Source organism: Micromonospora sp. NPDC005161, assembly GCF_053599855.1.
The window spans coordinates 185755-212269 of sequence record NZ_JBSFYQ010000007.1; the positions used below are offsets into that span (position 1 = coordinate 185755).

General features: G+C 71.8%; 22 protein-coding genes. 3 read left to right on the forward strand and 19 right to left on the reverse strand.

What is annotated here, in order from left to right:
* Positions 1 to 52 precede the first annotated feature (52 nt).
* The 11 genes from ACWD5O_RS09785 to ACWD5O_RS09835 form a co-directional block, all read right to left on the reverse strand.
* Complete coding sequence (locus ACWD5O_RS09785; protein ID WP_354963849.1) at positions 53 to 1195, reverse strand: LCP family protein; 1143 nt, start codon at positions 1193 to 1195, stop codon at positions 53 to 55.
* A gap of 219 nt (positions 1196 to 1414) precedes the next feature.
* Entirely contained in the window at positions 1415 to 2851 is a 1437-nt protein-coding gene (atpD, locus tag ACWD5O_RS09790) for a F0F1 ATP synthase subunit beta (protein ID WP_450085025.1), read from the reverse strand.
* Entirely contained in the window at positions 2851 to 3780 is a 930-nt protein-coding gene (locus tag ACWD5O_RS09795; protein ID WP_450085026.1) for a F0F1 ATP synthase subunit gamma, read from the reverse strand. Before ACWD5O_RS09795 ends, atpD begins: the two co-directional genes overlap by 1 nt.
* A gap of 4 nt (positions 3781 to 3784) precedes the next feature.
* On the reverse strand, positions 3785 to 5437 hold the full coding sequence (gene atpA, locus ACWD5O_RS09800; RefSeq protein WP_450085027.1) for a F0F1 ATP synthase subunit alpha: 1653 nt from the start codon (positions 5435 to 5437) through the stop codon (positions 3785 to 3787).
* A gap of 117 nt (positions 5438 to 5554) precedes the next feature.
* On the reverse strand, positions 5555 to 6376 hold the full coding sequence (locus tag ACWD5O_RS09805; protein WP_450085028.1) for a F0F1 ATP synthase subunit delta: 822 nt from the start codon (positions 6374 to 6376) through the stop codon (positions 5555 to 5557).
* Positions 6376 to 6915: a F0F1 ATP synthase subunit B gene (locus ACWD5O_RS09810; RefSeq protein WP_354963844.1), complete on the reverse strand. Its 540-nt coding sequence runs from the start codon at positions 6913 to 6915 to the stop codon at positions 6376 to 6378. The genes ACWD5O_RS09805 and ACWD5O_RS09810 overlap by 1 nt, the downstream gene beginning before the upstream one ends.
* 26 nt (positions 6916 to 6941) lie before the next feature.
* Complete coding sequence (locus tag ACWD5O_RS09815; protein WP_354963843.1) at positions 6942 to 7172, reverse strand: ATP synthase F0 subunit C; 231 nt, start codon at positions 7170 to 7172, stop codon at positions 6942 to 6944.
* A 63-nt stretch (positions 7173 to 7235) separates the two neighbouring features.
* Complete coding sequence (atpB, locus tag ACWD5O_RS09820; RefSeq protein ID WP_450085029.1) at positions 7236 to 8033, reverse strand: F0F1 ATP synthase subunit A; 798 nt, start codon at positions 8031 to 8033, stop codon at positions 7236 to 7238.
* An 11-nt stretch (positions 8034 to 8044) separates the two neighbouring features.
* A complete protein-coding gene (locus ACWD5O_RS09825) occupies positions 8045 to 8281 on the reverse strand; it encodes an AtpZ/AtpI family protein (protein WP_450085030.1) in 237 nt (78 codons plus the stop codon).
* Positions 8282 to 8470: 189 nt separating this feature from the next.
* Positions 8471 to 8896, reverse strand: coding sequence for a hypothetical protein (locus ACWD5O_RS09830; RefSeq protein ID WP_450085031.1), 426 nt, complete (start codon positions 8894 to 8896; stop codon positions 8471 to 8473).
* Positions 8889 to 10178: a serine hydroxymethyltransferase gene (locus ACWD5O_RS09835; protein ID WP_450085032.1), complete on the reverse strand. Its 1290-nt coding sequence runs from the start codon at positions 10176 to 10178 to the stop codon at positions 8889 to 8891. Before ACWD5O_RS09835 ends, ACWD5O_RS09830 begins: the two co-directional genes overlap by 8 nt.
* A gap of 35 nt (positions 10179 to 10213) precedes the next feature.
* On the opposite strand from ACWD5O_RS09835, the gene ACWD5O_RS09840 reads away from it, so the two are divergent.
* A complete protein-coding gene (locus ACWD5O_RS09840; RefSeq protein ID WP_450085033.1) occupies positions 10214 to 11701 on the forward strand; it encodes an SDR family oxidoreductase in 1488 nt (495 codons plus the stop codon).
* 24 nt (positions 11702 to 11725) lie between these two features.
* On the opposite strand, the gene ACWD5O_RS09845 is transcribed toward ACWD5O_RS09840, so the two are convergent.
* From ACWD5O_RS09845 to prmC, 4 genes are all read right to left on the reverse strand, one after another.
* Positions 11726 to 13840, reverse strand: coding sequence for a transglycosylase domain-containing protein (locus ACWD5O_RS09845; RefSeq protein WP_450085034.1), 2115 nt, complete (start codon positions 13838 to 13840; stop codon positions 11726 to 11728).
* A gap of 106 nt (positions 13841 to 13946) precedes the next feature.
* Entirely contained in the window at positions 13947 to 14558 is a 612-nt protein-coding gene (locus tag ACWD5O_RS09850; protein WP_450085035.1) for an arsenate reductase/protein-tyrosine-phosphatase family protein, read from the reverse strand.
* Entirely contained in the window at positions 14559 to 15206 is a 648-nt protein-coding gene (locus tag ACWD5O_RS09855) for an L-threonylcarbamoyladenylate synthase (RefSeq protein WP_089021912.1), read from the reverse strand.
* Positions 15206 to 16153: a peptide chain release factor N(5)-glutamine methyltransferase gene (gene prmC / locus ACWD5O_RS09860; RefSeq protein WP_450085036.1), complete on the reverse strand. Its 948-nt coding sequence runs from the start codon at positions 16151 to 16153 to the stop codon at positions 15206 to 15208. The genes ACWD5O_RS09855 and prmC overlap by 1 nt, the downstream gene beginning before the upstream one ends.
* A gap of 72 nt (positions 16154 to 16225) precedes the next feature.
* On the opposite strand from prmC, the gene ACWD5O_RS09865 reads away from it, so the two are divergent.
* Positions 16226 to 17773, forward strand: coding sequence for a diguanylate cyclase domain-containing protein (locus tag ACWD5O_RS09865; RefSeq protein ID WP_450085037.1), 1548 nt, complete (start codon positions 16226 to 16228; stop codon positions 17771 to 17773).
* 67 nt (positions 17774 to 17840) lie between these two features.
* On the opposite strand, the gene prfA is transcribed toward ACWD5O_RS09865, so the two are convergent.
* Positions 17841 to 18929: a peptide chain release factor 1 gene (gene prfA, locus ACWD5O_RS09870; protein WP_450085038.1), complete on the reverse strand. Its 1089-nt coding sequence runs from the start codon at positions 18927 to 18929 to the stop codon at positions 17841 to 17843.
* Between the two features lie 131 nt (positions 18930 to 19060).
* On the reverse strand, positions 19061 to 19285 hold the full coding sequence (gene rpmE, locus ACWD5O_RS09875; RefSeq protein ID WP_007464546.1) for a 50S ribosomal protein L31: 225 nt from the start codon (positions 19283 to 19285) through the stop codon (positions 19061 to 19063).
* Positions 19286 to 19560: 275 nt separating this feature from the next.
* Between rpmE and ACWD5O_RS09880 the strand changes: the two genes are divergently transcribed.
* Positions 19561 to 20457 carry a phosphatase domain-containing protein gene (locus tag ACWD5O_RS09880; protein ID WP_450085039.1) on the forward strand — a complete coding sequence of 299 codons (897 nt, stop codon included), beginning with the start codon at positions 19561 to 19563 and terminating at the stop codon, positions 20455 to 20457.
* Between the two features lie 43 nt (positions 20458 to 20500).
* On the opposite strand, the gene ACWD5O_RS09885 is transcribed toward ACWD5O_RS09880, so the two are convergent.
* Together ACWD5O_RS09885 and rho are read right to left on the reverse strand one after the other, a co-directional pair.
* Positions 20501 to 23986, reverse strand: a complete 3486-nt coding sequence (locus ACWD5O_RS09885; RefSeq protein ID WP_450085040.1) for a phosphodiester glycosidase family protein — start codon at positions 23984 to 23986, stop codon at positions 20501 to 20503.
* Between the two features lie 276 nt (positions 23987 to 24262).
* Positions 24263 to 26401 (reverse strand): transcription termination factor Rho, encoded by a 2139-nt coding sequence (gene rho, locus ACWD5O_RS09890; protein ID WP_450085041.1) that lies wholly within the window; start codon positions 26399 to 26401, stop codon positions 24263 to 24265.
* Positions 26402 to 26515 lie beyond the last annotated feature (114 nt).

The following is a 26515-nucleotide window of genomic DNA, read 5'->3' on the forward strand; positions in this document are numbered from 1 at the left end:
TAGTCCTGACGCTGACCCGCCCCCAAGGCGGGTGGGGAGAGCTGCGCCACGGCTACTTGGTCTTGTTCTGGAATTCCGGGTGCTCCAGCAGGAACGGGTCCAGTTGTTCATTGTGCAGGGCGGTGAAGAAGTCCGACACGCCGGGCTTGAACTGCTCACCCTTGTACTTCTTACCGTCGAAGACCCCGCCACCCGGGAGCTTGATCATCTGGATGGTGTTCGGGCGGATGCTCTTCAGGGCGAGCCCGAAGTCGATCACGCTGTTGCCGCGGCCGTTGAAGATCAGCGACTGGCCCGCGGCGCGGAGCACCTTGTCCAGCTTGATCGGGTTGGACACCACGTCAGCGCTGAACGCCTGACCGACCATGGCCTTGACGAACTGCTGCTGGTGACGCTGCCGGCCGTAGTCAGAGTCCGGGACACCGTTCTTCGGGTAGCGCTGCCGGACGTAGTCCAGCGCCTGCCACCCGCTGAGGTGCTGGTTGCCCTTCTCGTAGACCGCCTGCGGGCCGACGTAGCCCTCGCCGCGCGTGTTGCCCGGCCGCGGCTTGCCGTCCGGCTGCTTGTGCTCGGAGCGCACTTCCCGCTCGACGTACATGTCGACGCCGCCCATCGCGTCGACGATCTTCTGGAAGCCGGTGAAGTTGATGATCGCGCCCGCGTCGAACCGCTTGATGCCGGTCACGTTCTGCACAGTGGTGGCCAGCAGCTCGAAGCCCCGCGCCGCGTCGGGGTTCCCTCCCGGCACCCGGCTGCCGAACGACATGGCGGCGTTGATCTTCGTGGTCTCGCCAGCGAACTCGGCCTTCTTGAACGAGGGGATGTGCACGTAGAGGTCCCGCGGCAGCGAGAACAGATAGGCCCGGTCCATCGACGCGGGCACGTGCAACACCATGATCGAGTCGGCCAGTGGCGCCGCTGTCGGCGTACGCGGGTCGATGCCGACCAGCAGGATGTTGAGCGGGCCCTTGATGTCGGTCTTCTTCGCCTGGGCACCGGCCGCCTGGTCGCCGAAGAGGTCGGCCTTGCCGACCGCGCCCTCGTAGCGGGCCATCAGCACCTCGGTGCCGACCAGCACCGCCCCGCTGAGCATGGTCAGCACGGTGCCGAACACCGTGCAGACCCTGGCCCAGCGCGGCACGCCCCGCCAGATGGACGGCTTACGGCCACTCTTGACGGCCTTACCCACGAGCATCTCCGTTCGTTACGCCCACGAAGAGGAGACGGGCGCACGTAGCCGAAAGGTTGCAAAGATCAACGCTCGTTCACGTGAGCGCCGACCGACCGTATCTCGGGTGGTACGGAACTGACGACCACGAGTAACGGACCGCGGCGATGATAAGGCGTGAAAATGAACAAAAGACTGCCCCGGCATGGCCGGGGCAGTCTTTTTGTTTCAGATCTGATCGGGCTGTCAGCCCTTCATCAGCTCCTCAGCCTTACGCTCCAGGTCCTCGAGACCGCCGCACATGAAGAACGCCTGCTCGGGGAAGTGGTCGTACTCGCCCTCGCTGATCTTGCGGAACGCCTCGATGGTCTCCTTGATCGGGACCGTCGAGCCCGCCACGCCGGTGAACTGCTCCGCAGCGTAGGTGTTCTGCGACAGGAAGCGCTCGATCCGCCGGGCCCGGGCCACGGTGATCTTGTCTTCCTCGGAGAGCTCCTCGATGCCGAGGATGGCGATGATGTCCTGCAGGTCCTTGTAGCGCTGCAGGATCCGCTTCACCTCGGTGGCAACCTGGAAGTGCTCGGCGCCGACGAACTCCGGGGCGAGGATCCGGGACGAGGACGCCAGCGGGTCCACGGCCGGGTAGATGCCCTTGTCGGAGATCGACCGCTCCAGGTTGGTGGTCGCGTCCAGGTGGGCGAACGTGGTGGCCGGTGCGGGGTCGGTGTAGTCGTCCGCCGGCACGTAGATCGCCTGCATGGAGGTGATGGCCTGGCCCCGGACGGAGGTGATCCGCTCCTGGAGCTCGCCCATCTCGTCGGCCAGGGTCGGCTGGTAGCCCACCGCGCTCGGCATACGGCCGAGCAGGGTGGAGACCTCCGAGCCGGCCTGGGTGAAGCGGAAGATGTTGTCGATGAAGAGCAGCACCTCCTGCTTCTTGACGTCGCGGAAGTACTCGGCCATGGTCAGCGCGGAGAGCGCCACCCGCAGCCGGGTGCCCGGCGGCTCGTCCATCTGGCCGTAGACCAGCGCGGTCTTGTCGATGACACCGGACTCGGTCATCTCGGCGATGAGGTCGTTGCCCTCACGGGTGCGCTCACCCACGCCGGCGAAGACCGAGGTACCACCGAAGTTGCGGGCCACACGGGTGATCATCTCCTGGATGAGCACCGTCTTGCCCACACCCGCGCCGCCGAACAGGCCGATCTTGCCGCCCTTGACGTACGGGGCGAGCAGGTCGATGACCTTGATGCCGGTCTCCAGCATCTCGGTCTTCGGCTCCAGGTCCGCGAAGGCCGGGGCCTTGCGGTGGATACCCCAGTGGTCGTCCGGGGTCAGGGTCTCGCCCTCGGTGAGGTTGAGCACCTCGCCGATCGCGTTGAACACGTGGCCCTTGACCGCGTCGCCCACCGGCACGGTGATCGGCTTGCCGCGGTCACGCACCTCCGCGCCGCGGACCAGGCCGTCCGTCGGCTGCATCGAGATGGCACGGACCAGGTTGTCACCCAGGTGCTGGGCGACCTCCAGGGTCAGCGTCTTCTCACCGCCGGACAGGCTCACGTCAACGTTGAGGGCGTTGAACAGGGCCGGCATGGCGTCGCGCGGGAACTCGGCGTCGACGACCGGGCCGATGACCCGGACCACGCGACCCGTGGCCGTCTTGGTCTCTACTGGTGCAGTCATCACACTTCACTTCCCGACGCGGCCAGCGCGTTGGCGCCGCCGACGATCTCGCTGATCTCCTGGGTGATCCCGGCCTGGCGAGCCGAGTTCATCTCACGCGTGTACTTCTCGATCATCTCTTCGGCGTTGTCGGTGGCGCTCTTCATCGCCCGCCGCCGTGCCGCCGACTCACTCGCCGCCGACTCGATCAACGCCGCGTAGATCCGCGTGTTGATGTACCTCGGCAGGAGCGCGTCGAGCAGCGCCTCCGCCTCCGGCTCGAACTCGTACGCCGGCAGCAGCCCCTCGGAGCGCGGCCGGTCCTCCACCTGCATCGGACCGATGATCTTGGCGACCGGGGTCTGCATCATCAGCGAGTGGAACTCGGTGTAGACGATGTGCAGCTCGTCGACGCCGAGCACCCCGTCCGCACCGGCACCGCCGTCGACGTCGTCCGCACCGGCCGTGAACGCCTTGATCAGCGTCTCACCCACCGTGCGGGCGTCCTCGAACGACGGCTGCTCGCTGAACCCCGTCCAGTTCGCCTCGATCGGCCGGTTGCGGAACCGGTAGAACCCGACACCCTTACGCCCGATGACGTAGAGCACCGGCTCCTTGCCGTCCGCCCGGAGCCGCGCGATGAGCGACTCCGCCGTCTTGATCGCGCTGGCGCTGTAGCCGCCGGCCAGGCCTCGGTCGCTGGTGACCAGCAGGACGCCCGCCCGCCGCACCCGCTCGCGCGGGGTGAGCAGCGGGTGGTCGATCCGCGCGTTGGACGCCAGCGCCGTGAGCACGCCGGTGATGGCCTGGGCGTACGGCAGGGACGCCTGCACCCGGGCCTGGGCCTTGGCGATCCGGCTCGTCGCCACGAGCTCCATCGCCTTGGTGATCTTCTTCATCGACTTCGCCGAGCGGATCCGTTGACGAAGAACGCGTACCTGGGCCGCCATGGGATCAGCTCTCGGCCGGGCGGTCGGTCGCGCTGTCGCGGAAGCGGGTCACCGTCTCGCGGTTCTCGTCGCCCTCCAGCGGCGCGGCCGGCGCGTCGTTGACCCGACGCTCGTCGGCCTTGCCGAGGAAGACCTGCTTGAACTCGCTGATCGCGTTGTCCAGGGAGCCGATGATCTCGTCGCTCCACTGGTTGTCGGCGATCCCGGCCAGCACACCCGCGTGCTTGTGCCGCAGGTACTGCAGGAACTCGGACTCGAAGCGCCGGATCTCGCCCACCGGGATGTCGTCCAGCTTACCCTCGGTGCCGGCCCAGACCGTGACGACCTCTTCCTGCACCGGGTACGGCGAGTAGTTCGGCTGCTTGAGCAGCTCGACCAGCCGGACACCGCGGTCCAGCTGGGCCCGGGAGGCCTTGTCCAGGTCGGAGGCGAAGGCGGCGAACGCCTCCAGCTCGCGGTACTGGGCCAGGTTGAGGCGCAGCGAACCGGCAACCTTGCGCATCGGCTTCACCTGCGCGGCGCCACCGACCCTGGAGACCGAGGTCCCGACGTTGATCGCCGGACGGACGCCCTGGTTGAACAGGTCGGTCTCCAGGAAGATCTGGCCGTCGGTGATCGAGATGACGTTGGTCGGGATGAAGGCCGAGATGTCGTTGGCCTTCGTCTCGATGATCGGCAGACCGGTCATCGAGCCGCCACCCAGCTCGTCGGAGAGCTTCGCGCAGCGCTCCAGCAGGCGGGAGTGCAGGTAGAAGACGTCACCCGGGTACGCCTCGCGGCCCGGCGGGCGGCGCAGCAGCAGCGACACGGCCCGGTACGCCTCGGCCTGCTTGCTCAGGTCGTCGAAGACGATCAGGACGTGCTTGCCGCCGTACATCCAGTGCTGCCCGATGGACGAGCCGGTGTACGGGGCGATGTACTTGAAGCCGGCCGGGTCGGACGCCGGGGAGGCAACGATGGTGGTGTACTCCATCGCGCCCGCCTCCTCCAGCTGGCCCTTGATGGAGGCGATCGTGGAGGCCTTCTGGCCGATGGCGACGTAGATGCAGCGGACCTGCTTCTTCGGGTCGCCGGTGCGCCAGTTGTCCCGCTGGTTGAGGATGGCGTCCAGGGCGACCGTGGTCTTGCCGGTCTTCCGGTCACCGATGATCAGCTGCCGCTGGCCCCGGCCGATCGGCGTCATCGCGTCGATCGCCTTGATGCCGGTCTGCAGCGGCTCGAACACCGACTGCCGGGACATCACGTTCGGAGCCTGGAGCTCCAGCTCGCGGTAGCCCTCGTCGGCGATGTCGCCGAGGCCGTCGATCGGCTGGCCGAGCGCGTTGACCACGCGGCCGAGGAAGGCGTCGCCGACCGGCACGGAGAGCACCCGGTCGGTGCGCTTGACGCGCTGCCCCTCCTCGAGCTTGGCGGCGTCACCGAGAACGACGACACCGATTTCCCGGACGTCGAGGTTCAGCGCCACGCCGAGCGTGCCGTCCTCGAACTCCAGCAGCTCGTTGGTCTTGGTCGAGGGCAGGCCCTCGACGTGGGCGATGCCGTCACCGGTGTCGGCGACGGTGCCGACCTCCTCGCGGGAGACGTCGGTCGAGTAGGAGGAGACGTAGCGCTCAAGGGCGCCGCGGATCTCCTCCGTCGAGATGGTCAGCTCGGCCATCCTCTGCTTCCTTAAAATTCAGGGGCCCGGGATACCTAGTACCGACCGGTCCGAATGGCGTCTGTCATTCCGGGCGCTGCGCGGCGAAGCCGCCGCAACGCTGGGCGGCGGAGCCGCTCAGCGCTTCGCGAGCGCGTTGCGGGTCTCGTTGAGGCGGCGCAGGATCGTGCCGTCGTACAGGTCGGAGCCGACCCGCACGCTCACGCCACCCAGGACGTCGGGGTCGACCGTCTGCTTGATGGAGACCTCTCGACCGTATATCGCGGTGAGGCTCGCACCCAGCCGCCGCTCGTCCTCGTCACTCAACGGGGCCGCGACGGTCACGTACGCCACCTGCCGGTCGCGTCGCTCGGCGGCGAGCTCCACCAGCCGGGTGAGCGCCCCGATGAAGGAGCGTCCACCGAACCCACTCAACGCCACCTCGACGAGGCGGACGGTGACCGGGCGCGCCTTGTCGGCGAGCAGATCACGGGCCAGGGCGACCCGCTTCTCGACCGGAGCGACCGGGTCGGCCAGCGCGTTGCTCAGCGCCGACTGACCCGTGACGACCTGGCCGAAGCGGAACAGCTCGTCCTCGACCTCGCCCAGGTCGCCGGCCTTGTCGGCGCTGGCCAGCAGCGCCTCCACGCCCAGCCGCTCGGTGCCGTCGAGCAACTCCGACGGTGCCGACCAGCGGCCGGAGACCAGCGACACGAGCAGGTCGAGCGCGTCTGCGCCGATCCGACCACCCAGCATGTCGCCGAGCAGAGCGCCCCGGTCCTCGCCGGAGCGGGCCGGCTCGGACAGCGCCCGGCGCAGCCGCGGCTCACGCCGCAGCAGGGCGGCGACGGAGAGGACGGCGTCAGCGGTGGAGGCCACCGCCGACGGCTCCGCGCCGCGGACGTACGCGTCGAGGCGCTCGGCCGCGACCTTGTACGACTCCCGGCTGGCGGCCTGCATCAGCGGGCCCCCGTGCTCTCGAGACCGCTCAGGAACCGGTCGACGGTGCCCTTGCGCCGCGCCTCGTCGGCCAGCGACTCACCGACGATCTTGCTGGCCAGGTCCACCGCGATCGTGCCGACCTCGGTGCGCAGCTCGCGCACGATGGTGGCCCGCTCGGCGGCGAGCTGGTCCTTGCCGGCCGCGATGATCCGGTCGGACTCTTCCCGCGCCTTGGCGAGGACGTCCTGCCGGATCCCCTCGGCGTCGGCCCGGGCGTCGTCGCGGATCTTCGCGGCGTCGGTGCGGGCCTCGGCGAGCTGGGCACGGTACTGCTCGAGCAGCTGGTTCGCCTCGGCCTGGGCGGCCTCGGCGCGCTTGATGCCGCCCTCGATCGCGTCGACCCGAGCCTGGAACGTCTGCTCCATGCGGGGGAAGACGAACTTCATCAGCACGAAGCAGAGCACGGCGAAGGCGACCGTGCCGACCACGATCTCCTGCCAAATCGGGATGATCGGGTTGTGGGTCGACTCACCACCCTCAGCGGCGAGGAAATACATGGTTACCTCCCGGTCTAAGGGCGGGATCAGTTGCCGGCCCAGATGAAGCCGAAGGCGATGCCGAACAGCGCCAGCGCCTCGATGACGGCGAAGCCGATCCAGACGTACGGCAGGGTCATGCGGGACGACTCGGGCTGCCGGGCGGTCGACTGGATGTAGGCGGCGAACACCAGGCCAACGCCGATGCCCGGGCCGATGGCCGCGAGGCCGTAGCCGATGGCGGCGGTGCTGCCCTCTACCGCGGCGATAACGTCCATTAGTGGTTCCTCCTGGTTATCACGCGTGACTCTCACGCGGGACGACAACGGTTGGTGCGTGGATCAGTGCGCTTCGGCGAGCGCGCCCTGGATGTAGCTGGCGCTCAGCACGGTGAAGACGTAGGCCTGCAGGACGATGACCAGCGCCTCGAGAAGGGTCAGCGCCACGGTCATCACCCAGGACACCACCGAGATCGGTGCCAGCCAGGCGTTGGCATTGAGCATCGCGAAGCCGCCGAGCGTGAAGACCAGCAGGAGCATGTGGCCGGCGAACATGTTCGCGAAGAGACGGACGGCCAACGAGAACGGCCGGATGATGAAGGTCGAGAACGCCTCGATCGGGATCAGCAGCGGCAGGATGTACCACGGTGCCGGCGGGATCAGGGCGTGCTTGAAGTATTTGACGAAGCCGTGGTGCCGGATGCCGATGTAGTTGAACAGCACGTAGCTGAGCACCGCGAGGATCGCCGGGAAGGCGATGTGCGAGTTCGGCGAGATCTGGAAGAACGGGATGATCGCGAACGCGTTCGCCAGCAGCACGAAGCAGAACAGCGTGGTGAAGTACGGCGCGAACCGCACACCCGCGTGCCCGATCATGTCGACCGCGATGTTGTTCCGCACGAAGCCGTAGATCGACTCGGCGAACCACTGCTTCTTGGTCGGCACCAGCTGCGGCTTCCGGTAGGTCGCCAGGAAGAAGATGATCAGGACGCCGACCGCGATCCAGACCATGGCCGTGAACTTGGTGAACCAAGGAGCGTTTTCCACACCCCAGGGCAGGATGGCGGGCAGGTAGAAGTCGTCCACACTGGGTGGGAATGCCGCCTGGCCTGCTGCCAGAACGTTCGCCTGTCCGAGCACCGTGTCCCTTCCTAAGTAGGCGTGCCGAGCCGGCGGACGACGAGGATGATCCCCCCGGTCACGCCGAGCACGACGCCGATCCCGGTGGCGACGCCACCGGTCTCGAGCCACTGGTCGACCAGCCAGCCGATGAAACCCCACACGAGCATGCCTCCGATGAGGTAGCTGAGCGCGGTCCAACCCTGACCGGCGCCGGACGGATAGTCGTCCGGTTCACCGGCGGGACGGGGGGTTTGGTCACCAGCCATGACGGGGCGAACGATATCAGCCGGGAAGACGAGGCTGTGCCTCACCCCCCGCACAACCGTCGTTGTGTGGGCATCTCGGGGGCCGCGTCGTCTGTGGGCACGCTACTCCCCTTCCGCCCGTCGGAAAATGACCGGAGGCCGACACATTGTGGCGCGTCCGCTGGGTGGGACGACCGGCCGACGGCCAGGTCAGCCCCGCGGCCGGCGGGCGTGCACCGTGGTCAGCCACCAGAGGTGCACCGCTGTCCACACTGCCACCCCGGCGACGATGCCGAAGCAGAGCGGGATCAACCCGGGCCAATCGGCCGACGCCACGGCCACCAGCACCACACCCAGCAGGGTGAACTTCAGCGCGTACAGGCCCAGCCCGAGGGGCAGCACCAGCTGCGGGTTGATCTCGTCGGCCCAGGCCAGCACCACGGTGGTGAGGGTGTAGCTGAGCACCGTGACACCGACCCCCGCCGCCGCGCCGAGCGCGGCCGTCATGCCGCCGGTCGCGCCACCGACCACCGCGGCGACCGCGGCCAGCGCCACCGACGCGGCCAGGAGCACCGGCAGGTGCCGCAGCCGCCAGCGCCGGTTGGTGTCGGCCGCGACAACCTCGGGCTCAGCCACGGGGGTACGCCGGAAACGCCGCGACCAGCTCGGCCACTTCGGCACCGACCCGGGACAGCTCGTCGGTGCCGCCCGGTGCGCCGGGATCGGCGCGTACCGCCCGCGCGATCAGGGCGGCCACCTGCCGCAGCTCCCCCTCCCGCATGCCCTGGGTGGTGACGCTGGGCGTGCCCACCCGGATGCCGGAGGCCACCATCGGCGGCTGCGGGTCGTACGGGATCGCGTTCTTGTTCAGGGTGATCGACGCGGCGTCGCAGCGCGCCTCGGCCTCGGAGCCGGTCACCCCCAGCTCCCGAAGGTCGATCAGGGCGAGGTGGGTGTCGGTGCCCCCGGACACCGGGCGCATGCCCTCGGCGGCCAGCCCGGCGGCGAGCGCCTGGGCGTTGCTGATCACCTGACCGGCGTACGTCTGGAATTCGGGCTGGGCGGCCTCGCGCAGCGCGACTGCCTTGGCCGCGACCGCGTGCATCAGCGGGCCGCCCTGGGTGAACGGGAAGACCGCCTTGTCGATCCGCTGCGCCAGCGACTCGCGGCAGAGGATCATGCCGCCGCGCGGGCCGCGCAGGACCTTGTGGGTGGTGGCGCAGACGACATCGGCGTACGGCACCGGGGACGGGATCGCCCGGCCGGCGACCAGGCCGATGAAGTGCGCCGCGTCCACCATCAGGTACGCGCCGACCTCGTCGGCGATCTCCCGGAACCGGACGAAGTCGATCAGCCGGGGGTACGCGGTGGCGCCGCAGATGATCATCTTGGGCCGGTGCGCCCGGGCCAGGTCCCGCACCTCGTCGTAGTCGATCAGCTCGGTGTCCGGACGGACGGTGTACCCCACCGTGGCGAACCACTTCCCGGAGAAGTTCACCCGGCTGCCGTGGGTCAGGTGCCCGCCGTGCGGCAGGTCCATCGCCAGCACCGTGTCCCCCGGCTGCACCAGCGCGGCGTACGCGGCCAGGTTGGCGCTCGCCCCGGAGTGCGGCTGGAGGTTGGCGTGCTCGGCCCCGAAGAGCTCCTTGGCCCGGGCGATGCCGATCTCCTCGGCCCGGTCCACCTCGGCGCAGCCGCCGTAGTAGCGCCGGCCCGGGTAGCCCTCGGCGTACTTGTTGGTCAGCGTCGAACCGAGCGCGGCCAGCACCGCCGGCGAGGTCAGGTTCTCGCTGGCGATGAGCTGCAGGCCGCCCCGCAACCGGTCCAGCTCGCCGAGGACCACCCCGGCGATCTCCGGATCGGTTGCCCTGAGCTGCGCGAAATCCGGCCCCCAGAAGGTGCTCGTCTCGGTCTCCACAGCGAACGAGTCTAGGGGGCCGCACACTGGAAGCCGTGCGATGCCTCGTCACCGGAGCCACCGGATACATCGGCGGGCGGCTGGTGCCCCTGCTGCTCAACGAAGGGCACACCGTGCGCTGCCTGGCCCGCAAGGCCGTGCGGCTGCGCGACGTGCCCTGGGCCTCGGCGGCCGAGATCGTCGAGGGAGACCTGAGCAGGCCGGAGACACTGCCCGCCGCGTTCGCCGACGTGGACGTCGCCTACTTCCTGGTGCACTCGCTGGGCCGAGCCGACTTCGAGGCGGCCGACCGGACGGCGGCGACGAACTTCGCGGAGGCGGCCCGCGCTGCCGGCGTACGCCGGATCGTCTACCTGGGCGGCCCGGAGCCGGCGCCCGACGAGGAGGTCCCCTCGCCGCACCTGCGGTCCCGGGCCGAGGTGGGCCGGATCCTGCTGGCCAGCGGCGTGCCCACGGCGGTGCTCCGCGCCGCGGTGATCATCGGCTCCGGCTCGGCGTCGTTCGAGATGCTGCGCTACCTGACCGAGCGGCTGCCCGCCATGGTCACCCCGCGCTGGGTGAGCAACCGGATCCAGCCGATCGCGGTCCGCGACGTGCTGCGCTACCTGGCCGGCTGCACCACGCTGCCGCCGGAGGTCAACCGCGGCTTCGACATCGGCGGGCCGGACGTGCTCAGCTTCCGCGACATGATGCAGCGCTACGCCCGGGTGGCCGGCCTGCGCCGGCGGGTCATCGTGCCGGTCCGCCCGCTGACCCCGTCGCTCTCGTCGCACTGGGTCGGCCTGGTCACCCCGGTGCCGAACGCCATCGCCCGCCCGCTGGTGGAGAGCCTGGTCCACGAGGCGATCGCGCACGAACACGACATCTCCCGGTACGTCCCCGACCCCCCGGGCGGGTTGACCGGCTTCGACCAGGCGGTGGCGCTGGCGCTGGCCAGGGTGCGCGACGCCCAGGTGGAGACCCGCTGGTCGACCGCGAGCGGGCCGGACGCCCCGGCCGAGCCACTGCCCTCCGACCCGGACTGGTCCGGCGGCACCGCCTACACCGACCTCCGGGAACGGGCGGTGGATGCGCCGCCGGCGGAGCTCTGGCGGGTCATCGAAGGTGTCGGCGGCGAGCACGGCTGGTACTCGTTCCCGCTCGCCTGGTCGATCCGCGGCTGGCTGGACCGACTGATCGGTGGCGTCGGGCTGCGCCGGGGCCGGCGCGACCCGCACCGCCTCCAGGTCGGTGAGGCCCTGGACTTCTGGCGGGTGGAGGAGATCGTCCCGGGCGAGCTGCTGCGGCTGCGCGCCGAGATGCGGCTGCCCGGCCGGGCCTGGCTGGAGATGCGGGTGCTGCCCGCCGACAACGGCCGCAGCCGCTACCAGCAACGCGCGGTCTTCCTGCCGCGCGGGCTGGCCGGGCACGCCTACTGGGGGTCGGTGGCCCCGTTCCACGCGATGGTCTTCGGCGGGATGGCCCGCAACATCGCCCGCGGCGCCGAGCAGGCTCCCGACCGTCCCGCCCCGCACACCGGCTGACCCCGCCGACCGGAACCGCCCGGCTCAGTTGCCCGTACGGGCGCCGGTGACCTGGAAGGCCACCCGCTCACTCGGCGGGACGAAATCCCGCACCGGCTGGTCGCGCAGGGCGAAGGTGAGCACCTTGCCGACCGCGTCCACCATCCGGGCCTGCACCGCCTGACCCACCGCGTCGCGGGGGTCGTCCGGGTTCGCCGCCATCGAGGCCACCGCGAGCTGCGGCGTGAACGCCACCACCGTCTCCGTCTCGTACCGCTCCGAGCTGCCGGTCTTGCCGGCGACCGGGCGGCCGAGGCCGGACCGCAGCCCGGGTGCCGTGGCGCCGTCGCAACGCCCGTACATCGACTGGTCGCCGACCGGGCAGCGGGCCGCATCGGCGGCCGCCCGGGCCACATCGGGGTCGAGCACCTGCCGGCAGTCCGGTTTCGCGGCGTCGACCGGGTGGCCGGCCGAGTCGCTGATCGAGACCACCGGCAGCGGGGCGCACCAGGTCCCCTCGGCCGCCACCGTGGCGTACGCCGTGGCCAGGTCGAGCGGGGTCGTCGCGGCCACGCCCAGGGTGAACGGGCCCCAGTTCTTCGCCCCGTACCGGGCCAGCCGGGCGTCCGAGTCGGCGCGCAGCACGATGCCGAGCCGCTCGGCCATCTCCACCACCCGGTCGGCGCCGACCCGCTCGGTGAGCCAGGCGAAGTACGTGTTCACCGAACGCCCGAACGCGGTCCACATGGTGCGCGGGCCGTCCATCGACGAGGGGATGGCGTTCACCGGACACCAGCGGCCGTCACAGCTCGCCTCCCCGGTCACCGGGAACTTCGTGACCAGCCGGGTCGGGGCGGTGAACTCGGTCGACAGTGGCAGCCCGGACTCCAGCGCGGCCAGCATGGTGAAGAGCTTGAACGTCGACCCGCCCTGGTACCCCTCGATCGCCCCGCCGCCGGCCACCAGCTGATTCACCGTGTTCGGGTGGTTCTTCTGCCCGGCCGGGTTGTCCGCCACGCTGTAGCTGCGGTTCACCGCCATCGCCAGCACCCGACCGGTGCCGGGTTGCACCACTGCGGTCGGCACCGCCCGGGCCTCGGTCGGCTGGTAGATCCGCAGCACCTGCTCGGTGGTGGCCCGCTGCACCGCCGGGTCGAGCGAGGAGACGATGGAGAACCCACCCCGGCGCAGTGTGCGCTGCCGCTCGTCGGCGGTCGACCCGAACGCCGACTGGTCGCTCCACCACCGGGTGAACCAGTCGCAGAAGAATCCCCAGTCGTTGTGCCCGTCCGGCACGGCCGCGCAGTCGTTCGGGGTCTCGCTGGGCCGCAGGTCCAGCGGCTCGTCCCGCGCCGCCGCCGCCGCGTCCGCCGACACGTGGCCCGACTCCACCAACTGGTTCAGCACGTACGCCCGCCGGTGCAGGGCGCTGTCGGCGTCGCCGTTGATCGGGTCGTCGCTGTCCGGTGACTGGACCAGCCCGGCCAGCAGCGCGGCCTGCGCCAGGGTCAGCTCGGCCGGGGACCGGGAGAAGTAGCGCTTGCTGGCCGCCGCGATCCCGTACGCCCCGGCGCCGAAATAGGCGATGTTGAGGTAGCGGGTGAGGATCTCGTCCTTGCTCAGCTCCCGCTCCAGCGCCAGCGCGTACCGCATTTCCTGGATCTTGCGGGCGGTGGTGACCTCGGTGGCCGCCCTGCGCTGGCTCTCGGTCAGCCGGGGATCGCTGCTGAGCACGTTGCGGACGTACTGCATGGTCAGCGTGGAGGCGCCCTGTCGGGTCTGACCGTCGCGCTTGTTCACGGTGAACGCGCGCACCACACCGCGCAGGTCCACCCCGCTGTGCTGGAAGAACCGGACGTCCTCGGCGGCCACGATGGCCTGGCGCATCACCGGCGCGACCTCCTGCAGCGGCACGTCCACCCGGTCCTCCTGGTAGAAGGAGGTGATCAGGGTGGTGCCGTCGTTGGCGTACAGGTTGGAGCGCTGGGCGGTGGGTGGCGTGCGAAGCGTGTTCGGCAGCTCCGAGTAGGGCGTGGACAGGGCGCTGAAGCCGATCCCGAAGACCAGGGCCACCGGCAGGGCGGCCGCTGCCAGCACCAGTCCGGCCAGCACACCGGCGATCACCACGGTCAGCAGTTTGTCGAGATGGGCCCGGATCATCAGCTCTCCCCGCAGGAGCCGGTCACGCTAGGACCCGTTCAGAATGACCCGGAACGCCCCTTTCGCCCCGGGTTTTCTACAAACCCGGAGGAAACTCGCACGCCGCTCAGGGAAGCAGCGCGGCGGCCAGCGGGTGGACCGTCTCCTCGATCTCGTCGGCCACCCGGCTGAAGCACTGGTCGCCGCGACCCCACGGGTCGTCGAGATCGTCGCTCGGCAGCAGCGAGGCGCCCAACCGGGCGTCGTGAGCCGCCGCCACCAGAGCCACGCCCCGGGCGTACACCGCCTCCGGGGTCGCCTCGGCCGACGGCAGCGCGGCGGCGTCCACCGCGGCCAACAGGCGGCCGAACTCACCCAGCACGAAGGTGCGGGCCGCCGCGTCCGGACGAAGCGCCACCACGTACTCCTGCTGATCCGCGGTCGCGGTCAGGACCAGGTCGGCGGCGTCGATGTGCTCCGAGCGCAGCTTGCGCGCCGCGAAACCCTCGACGTCCCCGCCCCGGCCGACGACCTGCCGGGCCGCCGGCGGGTTCATCTCCTCGCCGGCGTGCCAACCGCCCGTGCCGGCGCTGTGGCTGTGCAGCAGCTCCTCGGCCCGGGCCGGATCCTGCTCGCGCCGCGCCAACCGCTCCCGCACCGCCAGGGCCAGCAGCCGCTCGGCCATCGGCGAGCGGCAGATGTTGCCCATGCAGACGTGCAGCACGGTGAACGGGGGCACTCAGACCCCCCGGCCGTCGACGAGATCTGGCACCACGTCGCGCAGCTTCTCCAGCGGGATCGCGCCGGCCCGCAGCAGCTGCGGCACCTCACCGGTCAGGTCCACGATCGTGCTGGGCACCGGGTCCGGGCAGGGCCCGGCCTCCAGGTATGCCCGCACGGAGTAGCTGAGCTGGTCGCGCGCCTCCTCCGCGGTGACCGCGGCGGGCTGGCCGGTCTTGTTCGCCGAGGAGACCGCCATCGGGCCGGTCTCGCGCAGCACCTCCAGCGCCACCGGGTGCAGCGGCATCCGCACCGCCACCGTGCCCGACTTGTCGCCGAGATCCCACTGCAGGCTCGGTGAGTGCTCGACAACGATCGTCAACGCACCCGGCCAGAACGCCTCAACCAGGTCCCGCGCGGCGCTGGGCAGCGAGAAGACCAACCCGTCCAGGGTCTGCCGCGAGCCGATCAGCACCGGCGGCGGCATCTGCCGCCCCCGGCCCTTCGCATCCAGCAGCGCCTTGACCGCGTACGGGGTGAACGCGTCCGCGCCGATGCCGTAGACGGTGTCCGTCGGCAGGACGACCAGCTCGCCGTTCTTGACCGCCTCGATGGCCGCAGCGATGCCGCGGTCCCGATCGGCGGGCGACCGGCAGTCGTAGAGCATCACGAGGAGTCAGTCTGCCACGCCGTCCCGCTCGGGGCGTGCCGGCCGTCCGCCCGTCGGGACGCGGTGGCGTAGCGAGGACGGCCGGTGAGGTCCGGATGCTCCGTGATCGCGGTGAATCGGCCGTCCGCGGCGAGCAGCTCGGGCACCGCCGAACCGTGCGTGTCGTCGTGCTCGACCCCGATCACGCCGCCCGCGCGCAGCAGCGCCGCCGCCCGGATGACCACCGGCCGGATCACCGCCAGACCGTCCACGCCGCCGAAGACCGCCTCCGCCGGGTCGTGCCCGGCCACCTCCGGCGGCACCACCACGTCGACCGGCACGTACGGGGGGTTGCAGAGCAGCACGTCCACCCGGCCGACCAGGTCGGCCAGCAGATCCGGCGCGGTGACATCGGCCTCGACCACCTCGATCGGGCGGTCCCCCGCCTCGGCGCGCTCCGCCGCGTTGCGGCGCAGCCACGCCAGCGCCGCCGGGGACCGCTCCACCGCCACCACCCGCGCCCCCGGCAGCTCCTGAGCGACCGCCAGCGCTATCGCGCCGGAACCGCTGCACAGGTCCACCACCAGCGGGTCGGGCCGGCGCTGGCCCTGTTCGAGGCCCCAGCCGGCCAGCAGCTCGGTCTCCGGCCGGGGCACGAAGACGCCCGGGCCGACCGCCAGCTCCAGGTGCCGGAACCCGGCGCGACCGGTCAGGTGCTGCAACGGCTCCCGGGCGGCGCGGCGGCGCACCAACTCGTCGAGCCGGGCCCGATGCTCGTCGGTCAGGTCGTCGGCGAGCGCCAGCCGACCCCGGGGCACCCCCAGCACGTACGCCGCCAGCAGCTCGGCCTCCACCCGTGCCGGGCCCACCCCGGCGGCGGCGAGCAACCGGGCCGCCCGGGCCACCGCGGCGGACGGACGGAGCCGGCCTGTCCCTTCGGGGGGGTGTTGCGGCAGAGTAGTCACGCGATAATCATGAAGCGTCGCGGGCGACGCCACGAACGGGTGCGTCGAGGCGCACACGACGGGAGGTCGCGAGTGGGCTGGCTCGACCGGGTCGATGACCAGGTTGACGCCCTCAAGCACGCCCGGGCGTTGCAGGAGGCCAGTCGTTCCGCAGAGTCGTACGCGCTGCTGGAGCGGGTGATCCGCAGCACGACGGACCCGGCGGCGCGAGCGGACGCCATGGTGCAGCGACTCTCCGCGCTGATCAATCTCGGACGCACGGCGGAGTTCACCCGGGCCATCGAGGAGGCCTCGGCGGCGGTCCGCGACCTCGCCGAGCCCTATCTGCTCGGGCACCTCAACGCGCTGGCCGCGCTCGCCGCGCACCACCAGGGCGCACTGGACCGCTGCGTCACCCACCTGGTCAAGGCCGCCCGGGCGCTGGGCGCCGTGGAGGACCCGGACCGGGACACCGCCTGGGGCTGGCACGACCTCGCGATGGCGTACAGCTACCTCAGCTTCCACGGGTATGCCCTCGGGGCGATCGAACGGGCCCGGCAGCTGGGGCTGACCGCCGGGATCCCGGAGGAGACGTTCGCCGCGCCCGGCATCCGGCTGCGCAACGCCGTGGCGCTGGACCACAACGGCGACAGCGACGGCTGCCTGCGCGTGCTGCGGGACGTCGCCGCCGACCTGGCCCGGTTCATGAACGCGGGGCGGGCCGGCCGGCTGCGTCCCAGCAGCCTCGCCGCGTACGGCTACGCGGCGGCCCGGCAGGCCGCGCTCGGCGACCGGGTGGAGTCCGGCGGAGACGGCGATCCGTCCCGGTTGCTCGGCCACGGCGGGGACAGCGCCCGGGCGCGCGACATGCGTCAACTCGGGCAGGTCTGCCTGGCCGTCGCCGCCGGGCGGCCGATCGAGGCGGTCACCCGGCTGGACTCCATCCGGGTGTCCACGGAGACGCTCGGCGCGGCCGAGCCGGCCCGGCTGCGCAGCATCGCGCTGGCCCGGGCCGGGGACCACGTGGCGGCGCACCGGGCCGACCGGCTCGCGTTCCGGCTCGCCGCGCAGCGCAACGACCGGTTGCGCGACGTCTACATCGACGGCATCGCCGCCCGGATCGACCACGAGGAGATGCGCCGCGAGGCGGCGCGGTTCGAGGGTGAGGCGCTGACCGACCCGCTCACCGGGCTGCCCAACCGACGGCGACTGGAGCGGTACATCACCGCCGTGGTCACCCGCGGCGAGCGGGTGGTGATCGGCGTCTGCGACCTGGACGGCTTCAAGGCGGTCAACACCCGGCACGGGCACCACTCCGGCGACCTGGTGCTGCAACGCATCGCCGGGGTGATCAACCGGGTGATGCGGCGGGGCGACTTCGTGGCCCGCTACGGCGGTGACGAGTTCGTGGTGGTGCTGCCGGACACCGGCATGACCGAGGCCGCCGAGGTGGCCCGCCGGATCGAAGCGGCGGTCCGCGCCGAGGACTGGGAGTCGCTGGTGCCGGGGACGCCGGTCGGGGTGAGCATCGGCTTCGCCGAGGTCTCCGTCGGAAGTGGGCTGCGGGACGCGCTCAGCGTCGCCTTCGAGGAGGCCGACCGGGAGATGCTGCGAGCCAAGAGCCGTCCGCGCGCGAGCTGACCGCCCTGGGCACCGGCTGGGCGGACCCGCCGGGTGCCCGCCGGGCGGCGCCCCCGCGGCGCCGCGGTCAGCGGCGGGTCAGCTCGGTGTCGCCGGCCAGCCGGGCGGCGCGGTCGGCCTCGGTCAGGGCGTCCAGCACCCCGTCCAGCTCGCCGGCCAGCGCCAGATCCAGGTTGTACGCCGTGTAGCCGATCCGGTGGTCGGTGATCCGGTTCTGCGGGAAGTTGTAGGTGCGGATCCGCTCCGAGCGGTCCACCGTGCGCACCTGCGCCTTGCGGGCGTCCGAGGCGGCCGCGTCGGCCTGCTCCTGGGCGGCGGCGAGCAGCCGGGCCCGCAGGATCCGCATGGCCTGCTCCCGGTTCTGCAACTGGGACTTCTCGTTCTGGCAGGAGACGACGATGCCGGTCGGCAGGTGGGTGATCCGCACCGCCGAGTCGGTGGTGTTCACCGACTGGCCGCCCGGGCCGGACGAGCGGAACACGTCGATCCGCAGGTCGTTCTGGTCGATGCTGACGTCGACGTCCTCGGCCTCCGGCAGCACCAGCACCCCGGCGGCGCTGGTGTGGATCCGACCCTGCGACTCGGTGACCGGAACGCGCTGCACCCGGTGCACGCCGCCCTCCCACTTGAGCCGCGACCAGACGCCGTTGCCGCCCTCGGGGACGCCCTTGGTTTTGATCGAAAGCGAGACGTCCTTGACTCCGCCCAGGTCGGAGTCCTGTGCGTCGATCACCTCGGTGATCCAGCCGTGGCGCTCGGCGTACCGGGTGTACATCCGCAGCAGGTCACCGGCGAACAACGCCGACTCCTCGCCGCCCTCACCGGCCTTGATCTCGACGATCACGTCCTTGGCGTCGTGCGGGTCACGCGGGATGAGCAGCTCGGCGAGACGCTCCTCCAGGACCGGCAGGGACGCCGCGATCGCCTCGGTCTCGGTAGCGAAGGAGGGATCCTCGGCCGCCAGCTCGCGGGCCGCGGCCAGGTCGGCGCGCGCCTGCTCCAGCTCACCGGCAGCCTTGTGCAGTGGCACGAGCTCGGCGTACCGGCGGCCGACCCGCCGCGCGGTGGCCTGGTCGGCGTGGATCGCCGGATCGGCCAGCCGCTTCTCCAGCTGCGCGTACTCGTCGAGGAGGCCGGCCAGACGCTCGCTGCTCATGCTGCGGATGCTCCTTCGAGGGTGCGGCGCCGGCCGGGCCGGACCGAGTGCCGGTCGCCGGCCGGAAAAGGGCGGAACGCGGACGGCGCCCGCGTCCGGTGGAAAACCGGACGCGGGCGCCGAACGAGGAGCTACTTGGCCTTCTTGGCCTGAACCTTGGCGTACTTCTGCTGGAACTTCGCGACCCGGCCGGCGGTGTCGAGAACGCGCTGCTTACCGGTGTAGAACGGGTGGCAGGCGCTGCAGGTCTCGACGTGGATCGCCCCGCCCTTGGCGGTGCTGCGGGTCGTGAACGTGTTGCCACAGGAGCAGCTGACCTCGGTGGTCACGTACTCCGGGTGGATGTTTGCCTTCATCTCGCCTCGGTCCTCTCGTTGGTGGTCGCCGGGTCGCCGTCACCGCCCGTCGCGCCGTGCGCGACGGGCTCGGGCGTGAACCGGAACCGGTGGCCGATTGACCAGTGTGCCATGGGCCTGAGCCGACCCGGTAATCGGGCCGCACACCTCGTCCGGCATCGTCAACACGTGCCCTCCCGTCCGCATTCCCGCCGCCCGGCCGGGCATTCACCCACCCGGCGGGCCGCCGCCCGGTACCCCGTCGGGGGTACACCCGCCGAGCCGGAGGGGAGCCGATGACCCGCCTGATCGCCACCCGGGGCCTGCCGGCATCCGGCAAGACCACCTTCGCCCGGACCCTCCAGCCGTCCGTGGTCCGGGTCAACCGTGACGACCTGCGCCGGATGCTGCACGGCGAGCGGCTCTTCACCCAGTGGGCGGAGGCGCAGGTGACCACCGTGCAGCGGGCCCAGGTCGAGGCGCTGCTGCGGACCCGGGCGGACGTGTGCGTGGACGACACCAACCTGCGCTCGCGGACCCTGCGGGACTGGGCCGAACTGGCCGCCCGGTACGGCGCGGAGTTCGAGGTGCACGACTTCACCGACGTGCCGCTGGCCGAGTGCCTGCGCCGCGACGCCGCCCGCCCGGAGTCCGACCGGGTCGGCGCGGACGTGATCTGCCGGCTGCACGAGCGCTACCTGGAGGGGCGGACGCTGCCGTTGCCGGTGCCGCAGGCCCGCACCGGACGACCCGCCGCCGTGCACCCGCCGTCGACCGAGCCACCGGAGATCGTCCTGGTGGACATCGACGGCACGGTCGCGCTGGCCGTCTCGCGCAGCCCGTACGACATGACCCGGGTGGGCGAGGACCAGCCGAACCCGGCGGTGATCGCGGCGGTCCGGGCGATGCACGCCGCCGGGTACGGGGTCGTCTTCTGCTCCGGGCGGGACGCCTCGGCGCGGGCGGCCACCGAGGCGTGGCTGGCCCGGCACGTCCGGGTTCCCTACCTCGGCCTGCACCTGCGCGCCGTCGGCGACTCCCGCAAGGACGCGATCGTCAAGCGGGAGATCTACGACCGGGAGGTCCGGGACCGCTACCGGGTGGTCGGCGTCTTCGACGACCGCGTCCAGGTGGTCCGGATGTGGCGCTCCCTCGGCCTCACCGTCTTCCAGGTGGCCGACGGCGACTTCTGAGGGTGCGGAAGGGCCCCTCCGCGGAGGGGCCCTTCCGGGCGTCTCACCGCGTGACGGTGCTGGTGGCGTTGGCGACGAGGCCGTTGACGGTGACGCTGAGGCGGATGGGGGCGCCGGGGCGCAGCGCGGTCAGAGTGCCGGTGGCCGGGTCGAAGCGCGCGGTGTGCCACGGTCGCACCCCGGCCGCCGAGCCGATGTGCACCCCCGGCGAGGCGGACCAGTCCGCGCTGACCGGGGCGGCCACCGGGACGGCACGCCCACCCGGCTGGGTCAGCGTGGCGGTGACCTGCGCCGGGACGCCGACCGCGACGCTGGCCGGGGCGCTCACCGCGAGCCGGTCCACGTGTGCGTGGAACTCCGCGTCCACCCAGCGGGGCCCCTCGGCGAGCGGGTCGCGCCGGGCCCGGTCGGCCTCGGCCGGGCTGACCGGGTCCACGCCGAACTCCGTCCAGCCGGTGAAACCGCCCTGGTCCGCCGGGGTGGATGGCGTCTTGCCCGCGTTCCCGTTGATCACGTACGGCACTCCGTCCACCCGGTCGGCGTGGAACGTGCCGACGTGCCCGCCCACGAACAGCGCGCCCTTGCCGGTGCGGTGCTGGAAGTCGGCCAGCCACTGCTCCAGCAGCGCCGCCTCCTTGCGGTCACCGAGTTGGCTGGCCTGCGCCGGGCTGGGGTCGCGCGGCGGGTGGTGGTGCAGGACGACGACCGAGCCGACGCGCCGGTCGGCGGCTGCCGCGTCCAGCGTCTCGCGCAGCATCCGCACCTGGTCGAAGCCGCCGCCGCGCAGCGTCCCGGTGGACGAGTTCAGGGTGACGAACCGGGTGCCGGCATGGTCGAAGACCCGTGCGGTGGCGCCGAACGCGGCCTGGAAGTTGCTGATCGGGGCGCCCATGATCTCGTGGTTGCCGGGCACGTAGTACCAGGGCAGCGCGTCGCCCAGCTCCTCGTCGAGGATCCGCTTGGCCAACGCGAAGTCGGCCGGGTAGGCGGTGTCCACGAAGTCTCCGTTGATCAGCAGGAAGTCCGGCCGGGCCGCCTTCACCTCGCGCAGCGTCCGTCGGGCCTGGGCGACCAGGTCGCTGTCCGGGTCGGCGGCGACGAACTGGGCGTCGGACAGCACCGCGAACCGCCACGGTGCGCCGTCCACGGTGCCGTCGCGGACCACCACCCGATCGGTACGCGGCGCCACCGGCGGCATGTCGACCGTGGGCGGCACCTTCGCCACCAGGTCGTCGATGATCACCTCGCTGCTGTACTGCGCGGCGGCGTTGGTCTCGGCCACGTAGAACCGACGGACGCGCACCGGATACTGCACCCCCGCCGGCACCGCGAACTCCACGTACCGCCAGCCGGTCCAGGTGATCAGCGGGCCACGCAGCACGTGCTGGGTGTCCTGTGCGTCGTGCAGGTGCAGGCTGGGCCACTCCCCGGTGCCGTTGCCGTGGATCCACATGCCGAAGGCCTGCGGCTGGCCGGGCACCTCGATCCAGGCCGGCGGGTCGGCGTACGCGGCCCGGGTGCCGGTGGACTGGCTGAAGTCGTACGACATCCGCAGGCCGGTGCCGGTGTGCCCCGGCGCCGGGGCGACCGAGCCGCTGGCCCGGGCCTGGCTGAACCGCCAGGACGGGGCGTCGTCGAAGCCGGCCACCGGGACGTCGGTCAGTCCGACGGTGACCGGGAGAACGGTGCTGTGCCGTCCGACGTGGACGGTGACGAGCCCGGAGCCGGTCTCGCGCAGCGCGGTGACGGCGAGGTTGCCGTCGTCGGTGGGGGTGATCCGCAGCAGGTCCCGGTCGTAGTCGAGGGTCAGGTCGGCCGGCTCGATCGGTGCGGTGTTGCCCTCGGCGTCGTGGCCGACCACACCGACCAGGGCGTTGCCGTCCCGGCCGGTCAGCCCGACACGTTCCACTGTGGAGGCGATCCGGGCCAGCGGGCCGAGCACCGTGAGTCCCAGCGAGCCGGTTGCCCGGCCGCGCTCCGCGGTGACCGTGCCGGCCCCCGGCACGCCGGCGTGGAACACCCCGTCGCGGTCGATTCGGCCGCGCGCGGCCGGGGTCACGCGCCAGGTCGGCGCGCCGGCCGCCGGGCCGTACGTCTCGTCGTAGCCGGCCGCGGTGAGGGCGCGGGTGAGGCCGGGGAAGACGCGGTCGGGCCGGCCGCCGCGCACCGGTGAGATGCTGGGAGCGGCGGTGGGGTCGCTGGCGGTCTCCACCCAGTAGCCGGTGAGCCGGCCGCTGCCCTTCGGCGCGTAGATGGCCAGGCCGTTGGGCACCGCCCGCTCGCTGCCGTCGGAAGGGGTGTTCTCGACCTGCACGGCCGGGGCGCCCGGCTCCCGGGCCAGCAGCGTGGACGAGCCGCCGCCGTCCAGGTTGAGCGCGTGGTGGGCACCCAGTTCGGCCATCATCCGGCCCATCTCGGTCTGGGTCACGCCGCGGCTGTCGACCTGCCGACCGTCCACCGTCAACATGATCATTTTCCGACCGTCGGCGGTGAAGCCGACCGCCGTGCGCGGCGCCAGCGACGGGTCGGCGATGCTCTGCACGACGCCGTCGCGGACCAGGACGTTGCCACCACCGACCGCCGCGTGCAGGGTGCTGCCGTCGGACGACTTCGGTTGCCAGGCGACCGTCACCGGGTCACCGGGGCGGAGCCCGGCCAGCGCGTCCGCGCCGGCGTCGCGGCCGAGCAGCACGGTGCTGCCGGCGACGATCGGGCCGCTGCCGGCCGCGGTGGTCACCGTGGCCACGCGGCCGCCGGCCACGACGACCTCGACGACCCGGGCCGCGCCCGCGACCGCCCGCTCCCGGGGGTACGTCCCCCACAGTTCGGTGAACGCGCCGATGCCGTCGGCCTGCACGATGTTGTTGAACTGCGTCAACGGCACCGGCCCGGTGGGCAGGGTGGCGGTGCCGTCGAAGTTCACCTCGATCACCCGGCCGAGCCCGTCCGCGGTGACCGCCACCGCGTTGCGGTGCCCGCCGACCGCCGACTGGATCAGCTCACCGTCGCGGATGCCGACGCCCTGGGCGGCGCCGGAGTTGTTGATGTCGAAGAAGTCACCGTTGACCGCGGCGACGGCACGCGAGCGGTCCACCGCTCCCCGCAGCGGCTCGGCCTGGCTGACGGCTCCGGAGTTGACGTAGTCGACGGTGGCCCCGCCGCCGAGGTCCGTGGTGAGGGCGTCGGCACGCAGCCAGCCCTCGGCGTCGTACCGGTCGAAGGAGGTGAGCTGCACGCCCGGCGCAACCGGCCGGGTGGCCTTGGTGGTCTCCAGGCCGCCGGCCGGCTCGACGCCGTCGACGGCGGCGGTCGGGGCGGTCGCGGTGGCCGGGTCGGCGGCCAGACTGACCCAGCCGGCCGACCGGGACGACGCGGGCGGCGCGTCCTCGGCGACGGTGGACGGAGCCACGGGGGCGGCGATGGGCGCGGCCGACGGTGCGGCTGTCGCCGGCACCGGAGCAGCCAGGGTGAGCATCGGCGTCAGCAGCAGGACGCCGATGCGACGGGCGGATCGTCTGCGGGTACGCATGGACGACAGTCAACCCGATCCTGAATAGAAGTTTCAAGATGCATCGACTGAACCGAAGGAAAACTCCACCCTCGTGGGCTCTCCCCGCGTCGGGCTGGCCCGCCGGGCCGGGCCGCCGGGCCGGCCTTGCCTCCGCCCTTTGCTCTGCTTCAACGGACGCAACGCGGAGAGGCCCGAACTGTTGCGCGGGTGTAAGCAGAGCAAAGGGGTCGAATGGACATGACGAAGGGGCACGGCCGCTGTGGCCGTGCCCCTTCTTTGGTCAACCGAGGGTGGTTACTCCCCCGGCGTCGACTTCGCGATCTGCATCAGGAACTCGATGTTGGTGCGGGACTTCTTGAGCCGGTCCAGCAGCAGGTCCATGGCGGCCTGCGAGTCCAGCGAGTGCAGCACCTTCCGGAGCTTGTGGATGATGGCCAGTTCCTCGGGCGCGAACAGGACCTCTTCCTTACGGGTACCGGACGGGTTGACGTCGATGGCCGGGAAGGTGCGCTTGTCAGCGATCTTCCGGTCCAGCTTCAGCTCCGCGTTGCCGGTGCCCTTGAACTCCTCGAAGATGACCGTGTCCGCCATGGACCCGGTCTCCACCAGCGCGGTGGCGATGATGGTCAGCGAGCCGCCGTTCTCGATGTTGCGAGCCGCGCCGAGGAAGCGCTTCGGCGGGTAGAGCGCGGTGGAGTCGATACCACCCGACATGATCCGGCCGCTGGCCGGCGCCGCCAGGTTGTACGACCGACCGAGCCGGGTCACCGAGTCGAGCAGCACGACCACGTCGTGCCCCAGCTCGACCAGGCGCTTCGCCCGCTCGATCGCCAGCTCCGCCACCGTCGTGTGGTCCTGCGGCGGCCGGTCGAACGTGGCCGCGATGACCTCGCCCTTGATCGACCGCTGCATGTCGGTGACCTCTTCGGGCCGCTCGTCCACCAGCACCACCATCAGGTGGCACTCCGGGTTGTTCCGGGTGATCGCGTTCGCGATCGCCTGGAGCACCATCGTCTTACCCGCCTTGGGCGGAGACTGGATGAGCGCCCGCTGGCCCTTGCCGATCGGCATGACCAGGTCGATCACCCGGGTGGTGAGGATGTGCGGCTCGGTCTCCAGCCGCAGACGCTCCTGCGGGTAGAGCGGCGTGAGCTTGTAGAACTCCGGCCGGCGCCGCGCCTCCTCCGGCTCCATCCCGTTGATCGTGTCCAGCCGCATCAGCGGGTTGTACTTGTCCCGCCGCTGATCGCCGCTGTTGCCGCCCTCGCGGGCCGCACGCACCGCACCGGTGATCGCGTCACCGCGACGCAGGCCGTACTTCTTGATCTGGGACATCGACACGTACACGTCGTTCGGGCCGGCCAGGTAGCCGGTCGTCCGCACGAAGGCGTAGTTGTCGAGCACGTCGATGATGCCGGCCACCGGGACGAGCACGTCGTCCTCGCCGACCTGCGGCTCGCGCCCACCGGTGTCGCCACCGGTCTCTGGGCGGTCGCCCCGGCCCCGCCGACGGTCCCGGAAGCGGCTACGCCGGCCGCGCCGGCCGCCACCCTCGTCGTCGCCGTCGCCGTCGTTGTCGCGCTCGGCGCGCTGACCACGGTCGTTGCGGTCGCCCCGATCGTTGCGGTCGTTGCGGTCACCACGCTCGTTGCGCTCGGCACGCTCGCCCCGGTCGGCACGCTCCGGCCGATCGTTACGCTCGGCCCGCTCGGCCCGCTCGCCCCGGTCGTTGCGCTCGCCCCGCTCGGCACGCTCGCCCCGCTCGGCACGCTCGCCCCGCTCGGCACGGTCACTGCGCTCGGCACGCTCACCACGCTCGGTGCGCTCGCCCCGCTCGGCACGCTCGCCCCGCTCGGTGCGGTCGGCACGCTCAGTGCGCTCGGCCCGCTCGGTGCGCTCGGTGCGCTCCGGGCGCTCGGCACGCTCGGTGCGCTCCGGGCGCTCGGCACGCTCCGGGCGTTCGGCCCGGTCCCGGCGGTTCTCGGTCCGCTCGCCGGCCTCCGCCTCGTCGGTGCGCGCCTCAGCGGTACGCGCCTCCGCCGCGGCGGTCCGGCTCCGCCGGGTACGGCCCCGGCCCTCGGTCTCGGCGGCCGGCTCGGCCGGCGCCTGGTCGGTGCGTCCCTCCGCCGCCGGACGGTCCACGGTCTCCCGCACCTCCTCGCGGGTCGGAGCGGCCGCGGCCGCGACTTCGGCCCGCGGTCGAGGGGTACCGGCGGCGTTGCCGCCCTGCCGCTCGGAGATCGCGGCGATCAGCTCGCCCTTACGCATGCGAGCCGTGCCGGAGATGCCGAGCGACGCGGCCAGGCTCTGCAGCTCTGGCAGCAGCATCGCCGACAGACCGGTGCCGCTACGCCGACGACGGGCGGGAGCGGCGGTGGTGGCATCGCCAGCGACGTTGGAAACATCCGACGTCACGTCGGTGGTGTCGCTCAATGGATTCCTTCCCTCGATAAAGGCCGGGACTGCCCGGAGTCGGACTCAGGTGGCCGGGCGGCCTCGGTGCACCCGCCTCGCAAGGACGCGTCGCGGGAGTCTGTGACACAGCAG